This is a genomic window from Streptomyces sp. NPDC088246, assembly GCF_044741025.1.
Lineage (GTDB): Bacteria > Actinomycetota > Actinomycetes > Streptomycetales > Streptomycetaceae > Streptomyces.
Window position 1 is genome coordinate 297800 of the sequence record NZ_JBIURV010000004.1, and the last position, 15220, is coordinate 313019.

Sequence of the window (15220 nt, forward strand, 5' to 3'; positions counted from 1 at the left end):
GAACGGAGTGAAGGGTGGACTCTCAGGCGCGGGCGCGGCGGACGTCGATGTTGCCCCAGCGGGTCCGGGCGCGGACCTCGACGGTGTCCTCGGTCTTCTCCGGGGTCTCGGAGGCGTCGAGCGTGTTGCGCACCTGCCCGCGGCCGGAGCTGACGTCGAGCCAGGCGGCCGTGCCCTCGCGGATGCCGACCTCGATGGCGCCGTAGGAGGTCTCCAACCGGACGGTTCCGCGGGCGACTTCGGCGACGCGCAGGGTGCCGTGAGCGGTGGTGGCGGCGACCGAGCCCTCGGCGCGCTCGATGTTGATGTCGCCGTTGGCGCCGTTCACCCGCAGCTCGCCGGTCGCGGTGCCGACGGTCGTGGTGCCGTGCGAGTTCTTCAGGACGGCGGGGCCGTCGACGGTGCCGACGCGCAGGCTGCCGGAGCTGGTGGTGATCTCGGCCATGCCCTCGACCCGGTCGACGGTGATCGAGCCGTGGGAGGCGGTCAGCTGGAGCGGCCCGGTCGTGTCGAGGCGGACGTCACCTGACGAGGTCTTCACCCGGACCTCGCCGAGCCGGCCCTCGCCGAGTACCTGGGCCCAGGCGCCGGTCATGTCGATGCGCGAGCCCGTGGGCAGTTCGACCGTCACGTCGACGGTGCCGGTGCGCCCGAGGGGATAGCGCTGCTTGGGCGTCCTGACGGTCAGGACGCCGCTCGCGTATGTGACGTCGGTCTGCTCGGCGGCCCGCACGTCCTGGTCCTTCTTCGGGTCGCGGGGAGCTACGTCCACGACGGTGTCGGCGCGGTCGGCCGCGGCGAACTGGATGGATCCCGCGTCCACGTGGGCGTTGACCGAGATCGGCTGGGGCGTGTCGAAAGAAGGCATGGCTGTCCCGTCCTCTTGGGTCCTCTTGGGTGTTCGTGGCGTCCCCGCTGGTGGGACGTGGTGTGGGTCAAGTCGTTCCGAGGGGCTGGTTAATGCACCCAGCCCGTGAAGCTCTGGCCGATGATCCTGGTCTTCCCGGGGGTACGGGGGGTGGCGGCGCCGCCCGTGTCGACCGCGGCCGACACGACGCGTACGAGCCATGCGTTGACCGACAGGCCCTCGCGGCTCGCGGCCTCCTCGGCGCGGGTCTTGAGGTGGGCGGGCAGGCGCAGATTGACGCGGGCGGTGCCGCCCTCGTCCGTGTCGGCGGGGACCGGGGCCGGTGCGGGCGCCGGTGCGTCGAGCGGTTCGGTCCGGTCCTCGTGCTGCGGCAGCACCACCACGAAGTCGGGGTCGAGGCCACGCAGTCGTACGTCGACCGAGCCGGGGGCGAGTTCACGGGTGATCTCGTCCATGGCGGCGGACAGCACATTGAGCAGGGTCAGGCGGGTGGCCGACTCCAGCGGCGCGGTCAGCCGCTCGGCAAGCTCGCGGGCTTCGTCACCCCCGGCTTCGGCGGCCACCGCCAGTTCCCTGCGGAGTGTTTCGACGTACGGTGTGAGGTCCATGACGCAATAGTGGCACCACTGTGGCGCCATTGGCAAGCCCGAAGGTGCGATGCGTGGCGCGGGGTCGGGGGTCGGGGTGACGGATGGTTGCGTCGCTGCAGGTCAGGGGTGTGTGAGAGGTGGTGGGATTGCGGCGCCAAGTTGTCGCGGGGTGGTGTCGAGCGGTGTCGCGCGGGGCCGACCGGGCGCCCCTTCGCCGTTCGAGATCAAGTACTGAGCGTTAATGGCTGTACCAGTACAAGGCCGTGGAAGCAGGGCCCGGCGCCCATCGCAGTGCCCACGCAGCGCAGTGCGAAGCCGATCCGCATCGGGTACTCCCGTACGTCGACCGCCCGCCAGGAGCTGGCGAGCCGGTTCGACACCCTCCAGGAACGACGCCCTCCGGGAAGCGGACTGCACCCCGGGAAAGATCCGCTATCGCGGGTTGCGTATCCCGAGAATGTATTCCGCAGTAAGCGCGACGGCACGGTCTTCGTCATGGGACAGATCTGCGAGGGCACGTGACGCTGTGATTCCAGGGATATCCGCGAGCGCCTGTGCCAGCCGTCGACGTGCAGACGATTCAACGGTGCCGTGGGCGAGGCAATCAACGAGCCCGGTGGCGATCCGATCCGCCAGCGCGGGACGACTCGCCAGCGCGCTCAGCGCATCGGCTGCACCGACGTCATTCGTCCCCTCGACGACCATATCGATGAGCGTCGGGACCGCGTCGGCCACTCCACGTGCCCCGAGCGCCAGAGCTGCATACCTGCGGACCACGATGTCGGGGTTCGTGAGGGCGTCCTGCAGCAGTGCGGTCGCCTCACCGTTCGGAATCTCGGCGATGGACTGGACGGCACGTTTCCGCACCTCGGCCACTGGTGAGCCGAGGCCCTCCGCCAGCAGCGCCGATCCGCCGTCGCCCGATTGCGCCAGAGCCCATCGAAGGGCTCCGGCGACGTTCGGGTCCGTCTCGCTCAGCGCTGCCTCGACCAGTGCTTCCACCGGCACCGGAACCTCTTCGATCGAGGACAAGGCCGCGCGCTGGCGCGTCCCAGCGCTCTTTGACCCCAACGCCTGGAGGAGTGCGACGATCTGGAGGACATCCTCCCAGCCGGCGGGTTCCGCGGTGCCGATCCGACGGAGTCGCGTGAGCAGCTCCGTCTCCGCTGCGATGCGTTCTCGCGTCTGGCGGATGAGGTCGTCGACGAGCTCCGAGGGCGTGAAGCCCTGATCATCGAGCGCGCGCCCGACTTCACGCAGCGACAGCCCCAATGACCGCAGGCTCTCGATATGGAAGATCCGTCGGATGTCCTCGCTGGAGTACTGGCGATAGCCGGCGTCGGTACGACCCGTTGGCCGTACCAGGCCGAGTGAGTCGTAATGCCTGAGCATGCGGGTGCTGACCCCGGACCGTCGTGCCACATCACCGATCAACACTGCCTATCACCCCTCCTGGCTGGTCCTGCCGAGGGCTACGACGCGCTTCGCCTCCTCGATCGCGAACTCGAATCCGGCATCCGGGTCGCGCAACAGCCGCTCCGTGGCGATCGCGTGCGCCCGCACGTGAGGGTAGCGATCCGTCATCGCAGCGCGCAGAGTCGGCAGAATCACCTCACCGAGCGCGATCAGCGCCCGGCTGAGGCTCAGTTGCGTCTCACGTTCGCCGCGTCCGAGCTGTGTCGACAACACTGCGGCCAACTCGGGCTCTTCACCTTCGGGTACGAGCACGACCGCTGTCCGCCAAGCGCTCCGCGCCACCTCGTCGTCGGCGTCGGACAGAAGCGCCCGTGTGATCGCCGGCCACGCTTGCCGATCCCCGATCTTGGACAGCGTGTGCAACGCCTGGCTTCGTGCCTGCGCACGCTCCGAGCGGACTTCAATGAGAAGCTCTGGGACCGTCATTGATGCTGAGTGGCGGGTGAGTGCCCACGTAAGCATTTCGCGCACGTAGAACTCGGGTTCGATCGCGCATCGTTCGATGAGCTTGTCGATGAACCGCGGGTCAGGGGTCGTACCGACCGCCAGCGCCGCCCGCAGCCGCGCTGACGAGCGGCTGTCCTCCAGCCCCTGGAGAGCTCGAATCGCATCCGTGTCCTGTTTCGGCATGGTCATCGGACCACCTCCTTGACACAGTGAAGACCTTGTCACCGTGTCAAGGTCAAGCGGGGCCACGCCGCGAGACCACCAGGCAGCCTCTGTCCATGAGTTCGGGCTTCTCCCAGGGGCGGCGCAGATCGGCGGCGAGGGGCCGGGCGAGGCGGAGTCGGGTGTGGGCGGCGTTGATCAGCCAGGTCCAGCGGTCGGCTGTCTGTGGGGTGCGGAGTTTCGGGCGGGTCCAGCCCAGTGTCCGCTTGATCATTCTGAAGGTGTGTTCAAGGCCGGAGGGACGCCGGAGGGCTTCCGGGGCCGCTCACAGTCCCCGGTACTGCCGCTCACAGTCCCCGGTACTTCGGTGTACGCCGTTCGACGAAGCTCGCCACGCCCTCGTTGGCGTCCTGCGTCGTCATGTTGACCTCCTGGGCCATCGCTTCGGCCGCGAACGCCGTCGCCCGGCCGGAGTCCAGGGAGGCGTTCACCAGCTGCTTGGTGAGGGCGATCGCGCGGGTCGGGCCGTCGGCCAGGCGCTGGGCCCACGCGCGGGCCGTCGCCGTGAGTTCCTCGTCCGGGACCACCCGGTTGACCAGACCCAGACGCTCCGCCTCCCTCGCCGGGAGCGAGTCGCCGAAGAACATCAGCTCCTTGGCGCGCTGCGGGCCGATCAGGCGCGGCAGCAGATACGCGCCGCCGCCGTCCGGTACGAGGCCGCGGCGTACGAACACCTCGATGAACTTCGCCGAGTCGGCGGCCAGCACCAGATCGCAGGCGAACGCGAGGTGCGCGCCGATGCCGGCCGCAGTGCCGTTGACGGCCGCGATCACCGGCTTCTCGCAGTCCAGGACCGCGGCGATCAGGCGCTGAGCGCCGAGCCGGATGGTACGGGCGACATCACCCGGCACCCGGTCGCCCGTCGCCGGGGCGCCGCGCAGATCGGCGCCGGCGCAGAAGCCGCGGCCGGTGGCGGTGAGGACGACGGCCCGGACAGCCGGGTCGGCGGAGGCCTCGGCGAGCAGGGCGATGACGCGTTCCCGCTGGTCCCAGGTGACGGCGTTCATCGCTTCGGGGCGGTTGAGCGTGATCCAGGAGACGCCGTTGTCAGTGGCGTGGAGTACCAATGAGTCAAGCGGGTCGGTGGACTCGGTGGACTCGGTGGTGTCTTCGGGGGAGGACGGCATGAGGCAGCTCCTGGGTGGGTGGGTCGGCCGGTGGCGCGGCCGTCGGGGCGGTCGGCGGGGTGACCGGTCAGCGGCAGACGGCGAGCGCGTCCAGCGCCACCGCGCCCTGCCCCCGCCCCAGCACCATCAGCGGGTTGATGTCCAGTTCGGCGAGGTCGTCGCCCAGTTCCAGAGCCATCCGCTGCACCCGCAGCACGACCTCGACGAGCGCGTCCACATCCACCGGCGGACCGCCGCGTACGCCCTCCAGCAGGGCCCGGCCGCGCAGTTCGGCCAGCATCGACCGCGCCTGGTCCTCGCCGAACGGCGGCACCCGTACCGCCGCGTCGTGCAGCACCTCGACCAGTACGCCGCCGAGCCCGACCGTCACCGTCGGCCCGAACAGCGCGTCCTGCGTGACACCGACCATCATCTCGACGCCCCGCTCGACCATCTGGCAGACCAGAATGCCGTCCAGCTCGACGCCCTCGTACCGTGCGATGTCGGTCAGTTCGCGGTAGGCGTCGCGCACCTGGCTGGCGGAGGTGAGCCCGACCTTGACCAGACCCAGTTCGGTCTTGTGGGCGAGCCGGGCGCCCGACGCCTTCATGACGACCGGGTAGCCGACCAGCCCCGCGGCCCGGACGGACGCAGCGGCGCTGGTCACCAGCTGCTCGCGCGGAACGCGGATTCCGTACGCGCGGAGCAGTTGCTTCGCGGCGTGCTCGCTCAGCTGGTGGCCCGGGCGCATCAGTGCCTGCGCCTTGCGGAACGAGGGCGACGGCGTGCGCGGAGCCTCGTCGAAGGGGGAGCGGTAGGAGGCTGCGAACCGGTGGTGGTCCAGATAGGCCTTCACGGCGGTGATGCAGTTGCCGAAGGTGCGGAAGGTGGCGACGCGGGACGAGCCGAGCAGCGTCGTGCGGTACGCGTCCTCCGTACCGACGGGCGATCCCCACACCACGCACACCAGCTTGTCCGTGGCCTCCGCCGCGTCCACCAGGTCCTGCGCGAGCCGGTCGCTCATCGGGGGGAAGGGGCCGGTGATCGGACAGATCAGCACCCCGACGGCTGGGTCGGCGAGGATCGCGTCGATGATCTTCCGGCCGCGCCAGTCGCCGACCGGATGGCCACCGTTGTCGACCGGGTTCGCCACGTTCAGATAGCCGGGGATCCACTCGTGCAGCTCGCGCTGCTTCTCCTCGGACAGGGTGGGGATCTTCAGCCCCGCGCCGGTCGCCAGGTCCGAGAAGTGCGCGCCCGTGCCGCCCGAGATCGAATACACGACGACCCCGTCGGCCTGCGGTTTCCGCGCCCGGGCCAGCAGGGCCGCGGTGTCCTGGAGTTCGTCGAGCCCGTCCACCCGGATCACGCCGAACTGCCGCATCGCCGCGTCCACCACCTGGTCGGCGCCGGTCAGTTTGCCGGTGTGTGAGGCGGCCATACGGGCCCCTGTCTCCGTACGCCCCACCTTGACCGCCACCACCGGAACGCCGGCCCGCGCAGCCCGGTCCGCGGCCAGCAGAAAGGAGCGCCCGTCCTTGAGCCCCTCCACGTAACAGGCGATGGCCCCGACCTCCGGGCGCTGTGAGAAGTACGAGATGAAGTCGGCGGTCTCCAGATCCGCCTCGTTGCCCGTGGGCGCCCAGTGCGAGAGCCGCACGCCCAGCTCCTGAAGGGTGTAGACGGGGCGGCCCTGGTGACCGGACTGGGTGATGAGGGCGATGGCCGGTCCGTCCAGATCGTCCCGGAACTCCTCGAAGGCGTTGAGGTTGGTGTTCGGCCCGAGCAGCCGCAGCCCGGACCGCTCCACGGCCGCGGCCAGCCGTGCCTGGGCGGCGGCGCCCTCCTCGCCGGTCTCGGCGAACCCGGAGGCGAAGGCCACGGCGAATTTCACCTTGGACTGCGCGAGTTCCTCGATCACCGGGAGCGGATCGCCGACCAGCAGTACGGCCAGATCGACCTGCTCCGGCAGGTCCGCGACGGAAGGAGAACAGGCCCGCCCGAACACGGACTCCCGGCTGGGATGTACGGGATACAGCCGCGCCCCGACCCGCTCGGCCCAGCCGATCAGCTGTCGGGTGATCCCGGTATTGGGCCGCCCTTCGGTGTCGGACGCGCCGATGACGGCGACGGACTCGGGCCGGAAGAACCGGTCCAGATCCGGCACGGGCGCGTGCAGCGGGCGGCCGCTGACATCGAGATCGCCTTCCGCGGCGGCGGCCGCCATGCTGTGGACGATGGCATGCGGCTCTTCGCCGCAGGCCACCACCCTGGCGCGGAAGTCGGTGGTGAGGGTGCCGTGAGTCGATCCAAGCATCGTTCCGCCCACTCCTGCTCGAAGTCCGTCGGGTGCTCGTGCCCGGCCAGCCCGAAGCTGACGCTCTGTCAGGTTACTGAACTGACGGCCCGTCAGGAATGGGTGTGCAGGCAAAGGCTGATCCGGACGCACGGACATCCCTTCCGGATTCCGGGACATGGCCGGTGGGCGGGGCGCCGGGACAGGCTTCTCGTATGACACAGGAAGCACAGGACACTCGTACAGACCGGCCCGTACTCGTCATCGGAGGTACCGGCAAGACCGGACGCAGGGTCGTGGACCGGCTGCGGGAGCAAGGGGTGGAGACGCGGGTGGCGTCGCGGTCCGGGGAGACGCCGTTCGACTGGGACGACCGGGGGACCTGGGGCGCGGCGCTGGAGGGGGTCGCGGCGGCGTACATCGTTCCGCTGGACCTCGCCCCCTCCCGGACCCCCGCGCTGGTGGAGCAGGCCGTGGCGGGTGGGGTCGGGCGGCTGGTGCTGCTGTCCGCCCGGGGCGCCGACGTGCCGGGGTACTTCGGGGATTCCTACGACGGGACAGGGCCGCACATGGAGGGGGAGATCGCGGTGCGGGCCTCGGGGGTGCCGTGGACGATCCTGCGGCCCGGCTGGTTCGCGCAGAACTTCAGCGAGGGGGTGTTCCGCGACGGGGTGATGGGCGACGAGCTGGCGCTGCCCGCCGGGGACGGGGCCGCCGCGTTCGTCGACGCGGACGACATCGCGGACGTCGCCGTCGCCGCGCTCACCCGGTCCGGCCACGAGGGCCAGGTGTACGAGCTGTCCGGACCGCGGGCGCTCACCGTCGACGACGCGCTGGCCGAGATCGCGGAGGTCACCGGGCGGCGGGCCGGGTACGTCCCGGTCCCCGAGCAGGAGTTCGTGGCGGGACTGGTCGCCCAGGGGATGTCGCCCGAGGAAGCGGCGCTGTGGACGGACGCGATGAAGCCGATCCGTACGAGCCGGGAGGCTCCGGTCGTCGACGGAGTGCAGCGTGCGCTGGGGCGCGCGCCGCGGGACTTCGGCACGTTCGTGCGCAAGGCGGCCGACGCGGGCGCCTGGACCGGCTGAGCCCGGGGGAGGGGGCGTCAGCCTGCCGGGGCCTCCCGGTCCAGTTCAACCCGTACCGCCGGCTCGCGGCGGTACGCGCTCGGGCTGACGCCCCGGACCCGCTTGAACGCCGCGCTGAAGCCGGACGCGTCGGCGTACCCCACCCGGCGGGCCACCGCCGCCACCGTCAGCTCCTGGCGGCCCAGCAGGTCGGCGGCGAGCGTCATGCGCCATTCGGTCAGATACGCCACCGGGCCCTGCCCGACCAGTTCGGTGAACCGTTTGGCGAACGTGGTGCGCGATACCCCGGCCCGTGCGGCCAGCTCCGCCGTCGTCCACGGATGCGCCGGCTCCTCGTGCATGGCACGCAGCGCCGGGCCCGCCACCTCGTCGCCGAGCGCGCGGTACCACATGGGCGGGGCCGCCTCCGGGCGGTCGAACCAGTCGCGCAGCGTGCACACCAGCAGCCAGTCCAGCAGCCGGTCCAGCACGATCTGCCGGCCCGGCCGCACCCTGCCGATCTGAGCCTCCAGATAGTCGCGCAGCGGCGAACAGTCCTCTTCGTCCGGTACGACGAGCACCGGAGGAAGGACCCGGAGCAGCCGTCGCGGGACCTCGGCGTGCACGTCGTAGGCGGCGGCCAGCAGCACGGTGGGGCCGCTGAGTTCGTCCGGCGGCTCCGGACCGGCTCCGGGCTCGGTGTCCCAGCGCACCTCGCGTACGGACGCGCCCGTACCCGTACTCGTGCCCGTGGCCGGGTCGTCGGTGAAGACGAACGGAGCCGGGCCCCGTACGATCGCCGCCTCACCGACCCGCACCCGGCGCGCGGCGCGATCACCGTTGTCGCTGCCGCCGTACGGGACGATCCAGCCCTCGCCGCGCAGCGGCACGCACAGGGTCAGATACGCGCCGTCCGTGAACCTCAGCGACCACGGCGGATACAGCACCGAACGGCCGAAGACCGCCCCCTTCCCCCGCACACCACGCAACAACTCGTCGAACACGTCCATGCGTCAACGGTACGCAGACGGGGCGGCGGACCGGCTGTTCGGCGGCGCCGTACAACCCCTTCGGGATCTTGAACGTCCAAACCAGCAGGCCGGATCTCCGGCCGCCGTTCACCATCGTCGGCCCATCCTTGGGGGAATTCATGAGACCTTTATCCGCCCGGCGCACCGCGCGCCTGGGAGCCTGCGTCGCCGCGGCCGTCGGCCTGCTGACCGCCGGACTCGTGGCTCCGGCGGCCGCGTCCGCCGAGGAGCAGACCGACCAGCTGTGGATCCAGGCGCCCCCCGAGCAGAACCTGCCGCTCGGCAGCGGCGGCGGTGCGCCGCAGAGCCGGTCGCTGGACATCGGGCTCTACCACGACAATGACAACTTCACCGTCACGGACGGCCGGCTCTCGGTCGACATCTCCGGTGTCGCCGGAGTGGCCGATGTGACCTGGCCCGACAACTGCACACCGAGCGGAACGACGGCTGTGTGCAGCGTTCCCGAGGTGCCCACCACCGGGGGCGAGGACTACACCCCGCCGGTCAACCTCACGGTCCGCGCCGCGGACGGTGCGGCGGCCGGGGCCCACGGCCGTATTACGTACGCCGCCGTGGCCACCGGCGGCCCGTCGGGCACCCTGGAGGCCCCGCTCGACTCGTTCGACACGACGCTCACGGTCGCCTCGGGGCCGGACCTTTCCCTCGGGCGGATCGCTCCCGTGAAGGACGCCCTGCCGGGCAGCGTGCAGACCGTTCCGTTCACGCTGACGAACAAGGGCAGTGAGCGGTCCGAAGGCTTCACCGCCACGCTCTCCGCGTCGTACGGGCTCGACTTCGTCAACAAGTACCCCGAGTGCACGTACCGGACGACCGGCGGCGACTACGCCCCGATGACCCACGCCACCTGCACCTTCGACCAGATCCTCGAACCGGGTGACACCTACACGTTGCCCGAGCCGATGCGGGTGGCCCTCGCCCCGCACGCGCTCGCCGAGCGCCTCGACATCAGCGTCAAGCCCGGCAACGGCGCCATCGACCTGGCGAACGACGACAACTACACCATCGCCGCCCTCACCGCGGTGAACACCGCCGACTTCGCGGTGGAGGGCGCCCGGGTCACCGGTGAGGCCGGTGAGACCGTCACCGCCGAACTCGGCTTCCGCAACAACGGACCGGCCTGGCTCGGCAACCTCGGCTCCGGCGACCCCGTCGCGAACGTCGACTTCACCGTCCCCGACGGCGTCACCGTCACCTCCGCCCCCACCGGCTGCCAGCCGCGGACCCTGAGCGGCGGCTACCACCCGCAGCGGACGGGCGCCCCGCGATACGTCTGCTCCCTGCCGTACTGGACGCTGCCGGACACGGCGCGTTCCTTCCCGTTCCAGCTGCGCGTCGACCGGGTCGTCCCCGACGCCACCGGCCGGGTCGTACTCACTTCCGGCGGCCCCGGGGGCACGTCCTTCCCGTTCGACCCGAAGCCCGGGAACAACACGGCGAAGGTCGTGGTGAACGCCACGCCCGAGGCGTGACGGACGCCTCTCGAAGCAGGGCGGGGCGCGACCGGATCCTCCCGGTCGCGCCCCGCGTGTGTGTGGAGCCCCGGCCGGCAGACCCGTGCGCGGGGGCACCTGGCGGGATGCTCCCGAGCGCTACGGGGACAAGCCGCCGCCGAATCGCGCAAAGCCGCCGCTGCTCTCGCATCACTCCTCGTTGACAGGCACCTCGAGATCCAAAACGCAACGGTGCTGACTACCGGCTCCTGAGGCGATCTTGAGGAGTCGGCAGTCGGGATGCTTGACTTCCCCGGTGACTGGTATTGAGGGAACGGACGCGTTCCAAGGCCTCGGCCCGGTGGTCAGTCGGCACGTGGTGGACCACCGGAAGCGGTGGGTGAACGCGGGCTGTGCGCTGCTCATAGCCATCCCGCCGGCCTGGCTGGGTGTGTGGGGCGTGTCCGCAACCGGCGAGGGGTCGGCGGGCAGCAACAAGGCCGTCGGCCTGCTGCTCGGCCTCTCGCTGGGCGCCGTAGCAATTGCGGTGTCCCAGATCGCGCGGGCAGTGCGTGGCGAGCCCGGGGAGTATTTCGAGGTGCGCCGGGGCGGTCTGGTCCACGGATCCCGGCGCGGGGCCGCGGGCTGGTCCTGGAACCGCGTCACCTCGCTCCACGTCGACGGCGATGCGGTGAACGCCCTCGCGACCCGGCTCGGCAACGGGTACCGCATCGAGATCGACCTCGACGACGGCACCCGGCTCCGGGCGGACGGGCTCCCCGAACGTGCCGCGGACCTGGGACGCGCCCTGCTGACACAGTGCCCGCACGTCGCTCTGAAACCGCGGATCCCCTGGTACGGCAGGGCGGGCGGCCGGCCGCTGGCCGGGGCCGCGGTGTGCACGGCGGCGGTCGCCGCGATGATCCTCTACATCGTGGACCACCCGGACAAGGAACGCCGGATCCCCGGTGGCGGCGGAATGACCATCGTCCAGACCGAATCGGGCGTCAGCGAGGCCGGCTACGCCTTCCTGGCCATCGGCATGCTGGTGTGCGCCATCACCGCGATCACCCTCGTCATCGCTTACGTACGCGGCAGGGCTTATCGCTGAACCGCCTGGTACGCGGCATCGCGTCCTCGCGGTCACGGAGGAGACGCCGGCTACCGCCGAGCGGGATCTTTGCGGTTGGTGCTCTTGTCGTGGACGGTGACAGCCGCGACCAGCAGCGCTTCGTCACCGCAACACCGCCATGAGCAGCGAGCCGCCAAGGACGGTGAGGCCGATGATGTACGCGATCTGCCGGGAGAGTTCGCTCACGTCCCGTCCTCCGGAGGCGTGGCTTTGTGTTCCGGCGCGAAGCGAACGGGGAGGGGCGCGGTGTCGGCCGTCTCCGTCTGCTTCCGGTACTCGGCGGCCAGCCGTCGCAGCATGCGGGCGAGGTCGCGCAGGTGCTGGTAGGCGCTGAAGACGAGGACGCCGTCTCCTGGTGCGGCAGCGAGGAGCTGGTCAACCTCCCATCGGCTGGCGCGCGTTGCAGTGGTCTGCTCCCGTTCGAGGGTCTCTTCGGCGAAGAGGACGATGCGCCCACGCAGCTCAGCCGTCCACTCGTCGATCTCTTGGCGGGTGGTGGTGCCGAGCTGGAGTTCGAGGGCGCCATCGGCTGCTTGATGCGCGGTTTCGACGTCCAAGGGGAGGTCGGTTGTGCTGGGACCAACGGCGTTCGCGGCCGGTCCCAATGGCCGACTGTTCATGAGGTCTTTCATGGGGGCTCCTGACCCTGGGGGCATGGGGGAGGGGTGTGCGCGCAGGGGTGGGCTGCGATTTGTCAGTCGCGCGGTGCTTTGGGCAGGCAACTGCTAGTAATCGTGACAGCGCTGCCGATATCGTGGAAGCGCTGCAGCGGTTTTCTGCGAGTGACTTTCTGCGCGAAGTCCTGTGCTGCAGCAGCGTGTTCACGCTCTCCAGTGGAGCCTTCTGCTGTGACGCAGAAGGCTTCTTGCGGCAGCGGGACATTTTCCATCACACTGGGTAACACGCCCTGGGAGGCAGAAGATGATCACGGATGTGGAGTCTGCGACGCCCGCCCTCTGTCGCCTTCAGTTAGGCCGCGAGCTCCGGCAGCTCCGGCAGGAAGCCGGACTCACGTCGACCCAGGTGGTTCGCACTCTGATCTGTAGCCCATCGAAGCTGACGAGGCTGGAGACGGGTGAGAACGCAGTGGTGGAGACAGCAGACGTAATGGCGCTCTGCGAGATCTATCAAGCAACCCCTGAGAAGCGGGCCTTGCTGCTCGGGTATGCGGCCGTGACCAAAACCAAGAAGGACTGGTGGCAGTCACCGGAGTACAGGCCGGCCATCGCGCCGACGTTCAAGGCGTACTTGGGACTGGAGGCCACGGCTGCGGCACTGCACAACTACGAGGGCGAGTTCGTTCCCGGTCTTCTCCAGACAGAGGACTACGTCCGAGCGATCCACCAGCGCGCACACGAGAGGCTTGCCGCCGACGAGATCGACAGACTCGTGGCGGTTCGGATGACGCGACAAGAGGCGCTTCACCGCGAATTGGGACCCCTCAAGTTTGCAGCGGTCATCAACGAGTCAGTTTTGTACCGTCAGGTTGGGGCACCGGCTGTCATGCGTGCTCAGATAGAGCACTTGGCAGAGGTGGCCACACAGCCGTCAGTGCGGGTTCAAGTCATCCCCTTCAGGGCGGGCGCCCACCCCGGTATGAACGGGGCCTTCACCTTGCTCCGATTCGACGATGCGCACCCCATCGTCTACCTGGAGAACCTTGGTGGTGCGTCGGTCACTCGGCGGCGCGCCGACGTGGGCCTGTACGAAGAGGCGTTCACCGACCTCCAGATTCTTGCTGTGGGACCTCGAGAGTCTCTTGGCATGATTAGAGAAGCGATCAAGGAGCATTGATTCACATGACCACTCACGCGCCGGCCGGTGCTCACTGGTTCAGGTCCAGCTACAGCAATGACCAGGGTGGTCAATGCGTTGAGGGCGCCCGGCTGGACGGATCAAGGATGGCCGTCCGCGACTCCAAGGACCCGGAGCAGGGGGTCTGCGTCTTCCCTGCCGCCGCCTGGCTCGCGTTCGTCGATGAGGTCAAAGTCAGCGACACCGTTGCCTGATGACGCCTGGCAAGAAGGCTCCTGTGGAAGGTTGGCAGGGGCCTTCGTTGCGTCAAGGGACCGGCAGCTGCCCAAAGTGAGTTCCTCGGCCGTGGAGTCCTCGATGCGGGTCATGCCGTACGCCGTGAACTGCTCGCGGGCACGATGTTCGTAGGGTGCCTGCGGGGCCAGTGCTGTGACTGCACAGGTTCACCGGGTTCGGTCTTGCCCTGACCCGGTACTGAAGTCCCGGGTTTGTTGCTCGAGTCATCGCTGGCGGTGATGGGTCTCTGGGCCGAGCTCGACCTCGTACCGTGACCGCCTCCACCGGGTCGCGGCAGTCACGACCCGGTGGCCCAAGACACGGCGGGCCGCGACGCGGTCGTGCACGACATCAAAAGATTCAAGAACCAGGGAAATCACCCTTCCCAACCCCACCCTGCCTCCCGTCACTCACACGGGTGAGGTTTGCCAACTCGACTGGATTCCTGACCGGTTGGCTGGCATAAGCTCGCCCCCACAACCACAGACATGCGACGGCCCCCGGCCAGGACGGCAATCCTGATCGAGGGCCTGACCAACGAGGAAGAAGAGCCTTCCCGATGGATACCCCGCAGATTAGCGCGCCCTCGCGCGCCCCGTCATCCGGTGTCGTGCACATCAACACCCCGCACACCAGCCGATTCACGGTCGTGGGCAACCACCTCACCCAGCACGGTGAGCTGTCCCTCACCGCGATCGGGCTCGCCGCCCACATCCAGTCGCTGCCCGACGGATTCAGGATCGGCATCAGGTTCCTCGCCGACCGCTTTCCGGAGAGCGAGGCCCGGATCGCCGCCGCCCTGCGCGAACTGGAAGCCCACGGCTACCTGCAGCGCACCCGGGAACGTCTCCCCAGCGGCCGGGTCGTCACCCGCACGGTCTCCTACAACCAGCCCGCCACCGACGCGAGCCCTGCCACAGCGCCGCAGCCGCAGCCGCAGCCCAGGCCCGTCCGCCCGGCCCCCGAGGCTCCGGCCCCTGCGCCCGCACCGGCCCCGGAGACGGCCACCGCGCCCTCGTCCCCACCGGATTCGGAGAATGCCCCCACACCCGTACCGCGCCCGTCACTTCCCCAGCCGCAGGTCCCCGACCTCGACCGCCACCGCGCGGCCACCGACCTCCTCGCAGGCCTGCGCCGTCACGAGCCCCGACTGTTGCTGGCCGAGGACGACGTCCGCCGACTGGCCCCCGCCGTCGCCGCCTGGCTCGAACGCGATGCCCACCCCGACGCCGTACGCCGCACTCTCGTCGCCGACCTGCCCGAGCCGCTGACCCACCCGGCGGGCCTCCTCGCCCACCGCCTCACCACCCTCCTGCCGCCCCCACTGCCCACCGCCCCGGTTCGGGAAGCCGCGCCACGCCCCGAACCGCTCCAGAACTGCGACAGCTGCGACCGCGCCTTCCGGGCACCGGAGCCGGGCCACTGCCGCGAGTGCCGATCCGACCTGATGGAGGCCGCTTAGCATGAATGTGACGACCCTTGCCCCCGGGCACAGACGAGGAG

General features: G+C 69.9%; 15 protein-coding genes and 1 pseudogene. 6 read left to right on the plus strand and 10 right to left on the minus strand.

The window, feature by feature from the left end; all coding sequences use genetic code 11:
• Positions 1 to 22 precede the first annotated feature (22 nt).
• From ACIPEK_RS08945 to ACIPEK_RS08975, 7 genes and pseudogenes are all read right to left on the minus strand, one after another.
• A complete protein-coding gene (locus ACIPEK_RS08945; RefSeq protein WP_401992571.1) occupies positions 23 to 868 on the minus strand; it encodes a DUF4097 family beta strand repeat-containing protein in 846 nt (281 codons plus the stop codon).
• Positions 869 to 957: 89 nt separating this feature from the next.
• The gene (locus ACIPEK_RS08950; protein ID WP_401992574.1) at positions 958 to 1476 is read right to left on the minus strand and encodes a hypothetical protein; all 519 of its coding nucleotides are present in this window, start codon (positions 1474 to 1476) and stop codon (positions 958 to 960) included.
• A gap of 414 nt (positions 1477 to 1890) precedes the next feature.
• On the minus strand, positions 1891 to 2895 hold the full coding sequence (locus ACIPEK_RS08955) for a HEAT repeat domain-containing protein (RefSeq protein WP_401992577.1): 1005 nt from the start codon (positions 2893 to 2895) through the stop codon (positions 1891 to 1893).
• Positions 2896 to 2901: 6 nt separating this feature from the next.
• Positions 2902 to 3570: a HEAT repeat domain-containing protein gene (locus tag ACIPEK_RS08960; RefSeq protein ID WP_401992580.1), complete on the minus strand. Its 669-nt coding sequence runs from the start codon at positions 3568 to 3570 to the stop codon at positions 2902 to 2904.
• 55 nt (positions 3571 to 3625) lie between these two features.
• Positions 3626 to 3835, minus strand: a pseudogene (locus ACIPEK_RS08965) (transposase); the annotation flags it as partial.
• Positions 3836 to 3890: 55 nt separating this feature from the next.
• Complete coding sequence (locus ACIPEK_RS08970) at positions 3891 to 4730, minus strand: enoyl-CoA hydratase/isomerase family protein (RefSeq protein ID WP_401992583.1); 840 nt, start codon at positions 4728 to 4730, stop codon at positions 3891 to 3893.
• 67 nt (positions 4731 to 4797) lie between these two features.
• On the minus strand, positions 4798 to 7026 hold the full coding sequence (locus tag ACIPEK_RS08975) for an acetate--CoA ligase family protein (RefSeq protein WP_401992586.1): 2229 nt from the start codon (positions 7024 to 7026) through the stop codon (positions 4798 to 4800).
• 194 nt (positions 7027 to 7220) lie between these two features.
• Between ACIPEK_RS08975 and ACIPEK_RS08980 the strand changes: the two genes are divergently transcribed.
• Positions 7221 to 8093 carry an NAD(P)H-binding protein gene (locus tag ACIPEK_RS08980; protein ID WP_401992589.1) on the plus strand — a complete coding sequence of 291 codons (873 nt, stop codon included), beginning with the start codon at positions 7221 to 7223 and terminating at the stop codon, positions 8091 to 8093.
• A gap of 17 nt (positions 8094 to 8110) precedes the next feature.
• Here the strand turns inward: ACIPEK_RS08980 and ACIPEK_RS08985 are convergent, their stop codons facing one another.
• Positions 8111 to 9082: an AraC family transcriptional regulator gene (locus ACIPEK_RS08985; protein ID WP_401992592.1), complete on the minus strand. Its 972-nt coding sequence runs from the start codon at positions 9080 to 9082 to the stop codon at positions 8111 to 8113.
• A gap of 140 nt (positions 9083 to 9222) precedes the next feature.
• Here ACIPEK_RS08985 and ACIPEK_RS08990 point away from each other — a divergent pair, with 140 nt between their 5' ends.
• The gene (locus ACIPEK_RS08990; protein ID WP_401992595.1) at positions 9223 to 10593 is read left to right on the plus strand and encodes a hypothetical protein; all 1371 of its coding nucleotides are present in this window, start codon (positions 9223 to 9225) and stop codon (positions 10591 to 10593) included.
• A gap of 277 nt (positions 10594 to 10870) precedes the next feature.
• Complete coding sequence (locus ACIPEK_RS08995) at positions 10871 to 11665, plus strand: hypothetical protein (RefSeq protein ID WP_401992598.1); 795 nt, start codon at positions 10871 to 10873, stop codon at positions 11663 to 11665.
• Positions 11666 to 11868: 203 nt separating this feature from the next.
• Here ACIPEK_RS08995 and ACIPEK_RS09000 read toward each other — a convergent pair whose 3' ends face one another.
• Together ACIPEK_RS09000 and ACIPEK_RS09005 are read right to left on the minus strand one after the other, a co-directional pair.
• The gene (locus ACIPEK_RS09000; protein ID WP_401992601.1) at positions 11869 to 12243 is read right to left on the minus strand and encodes a hypothetical protein; all 375 of its coding nucleotides are present in this window, start codon (positions 12241 to 12243) and stop codon (positions 11869 to 11871) included.
• Positions 12244 to 12380: 137 nt separating this feature from the next.
• Complete coding sequence (locus tag ACIPEK_RS09005) at positions 12381 to 12575, minus strand: hypothetical protein (RefSeq protein WP_401992604.1); 195 nt, start codon at positions 12573 to 12575, stop codon at positions 12381 to 12383.
• Between the two features lie 32 nt (positions 12576 to 12607).
• Between ACIPEK_RS09005 and ACIPEK_RS09010 the strand changes: the two genes are divergently transcribed.
• The 3 genes from ACIPEK_RS09010 (at position 12608) to ACIPEK_RS09020 (ending at position 15179) form a co-directional block, all read left to right on the plus strand.
• Positions 12608 to 13480 (plus strand): helix-turn-helix domain-containing protein, encoded by an 873-nt coding sequence (locus ACIPEK_RS09010; protein WP_401992607.1) that lies wholly within the window; start codon positions 12608 to 12610, stop codon positions 13478 to 13480.
• 5 nt (positions 13481 to 13485) lie between these two features.
• Positions 13486 to 13695 (plus strand): DUF397 domain-containing protein, encoded by a 210-nt coding sequence (locus ACIPEK_RS09015; protein WP_327273630.1) that lies wholly within the window; start codon positions 13486 to 13488, stop codon positions 13693 to 13695.
• A 581-nt stretch (positions 13696 to 14276) separates the two neighbouring features.
• Positions 14277 to 15179, plus strand: a complete 903-nt coding sequence (locus ACIPEK_RS09020) for a helix-turn-helix domain-containing protein (protein WP_401992611.1) — start codon at positions 14277 to 14279, stop codon at positions 15177 to 15179.
• The last annotated feature ends 41 nt before the right edge of the window (positions 15180 to 15220 follow it).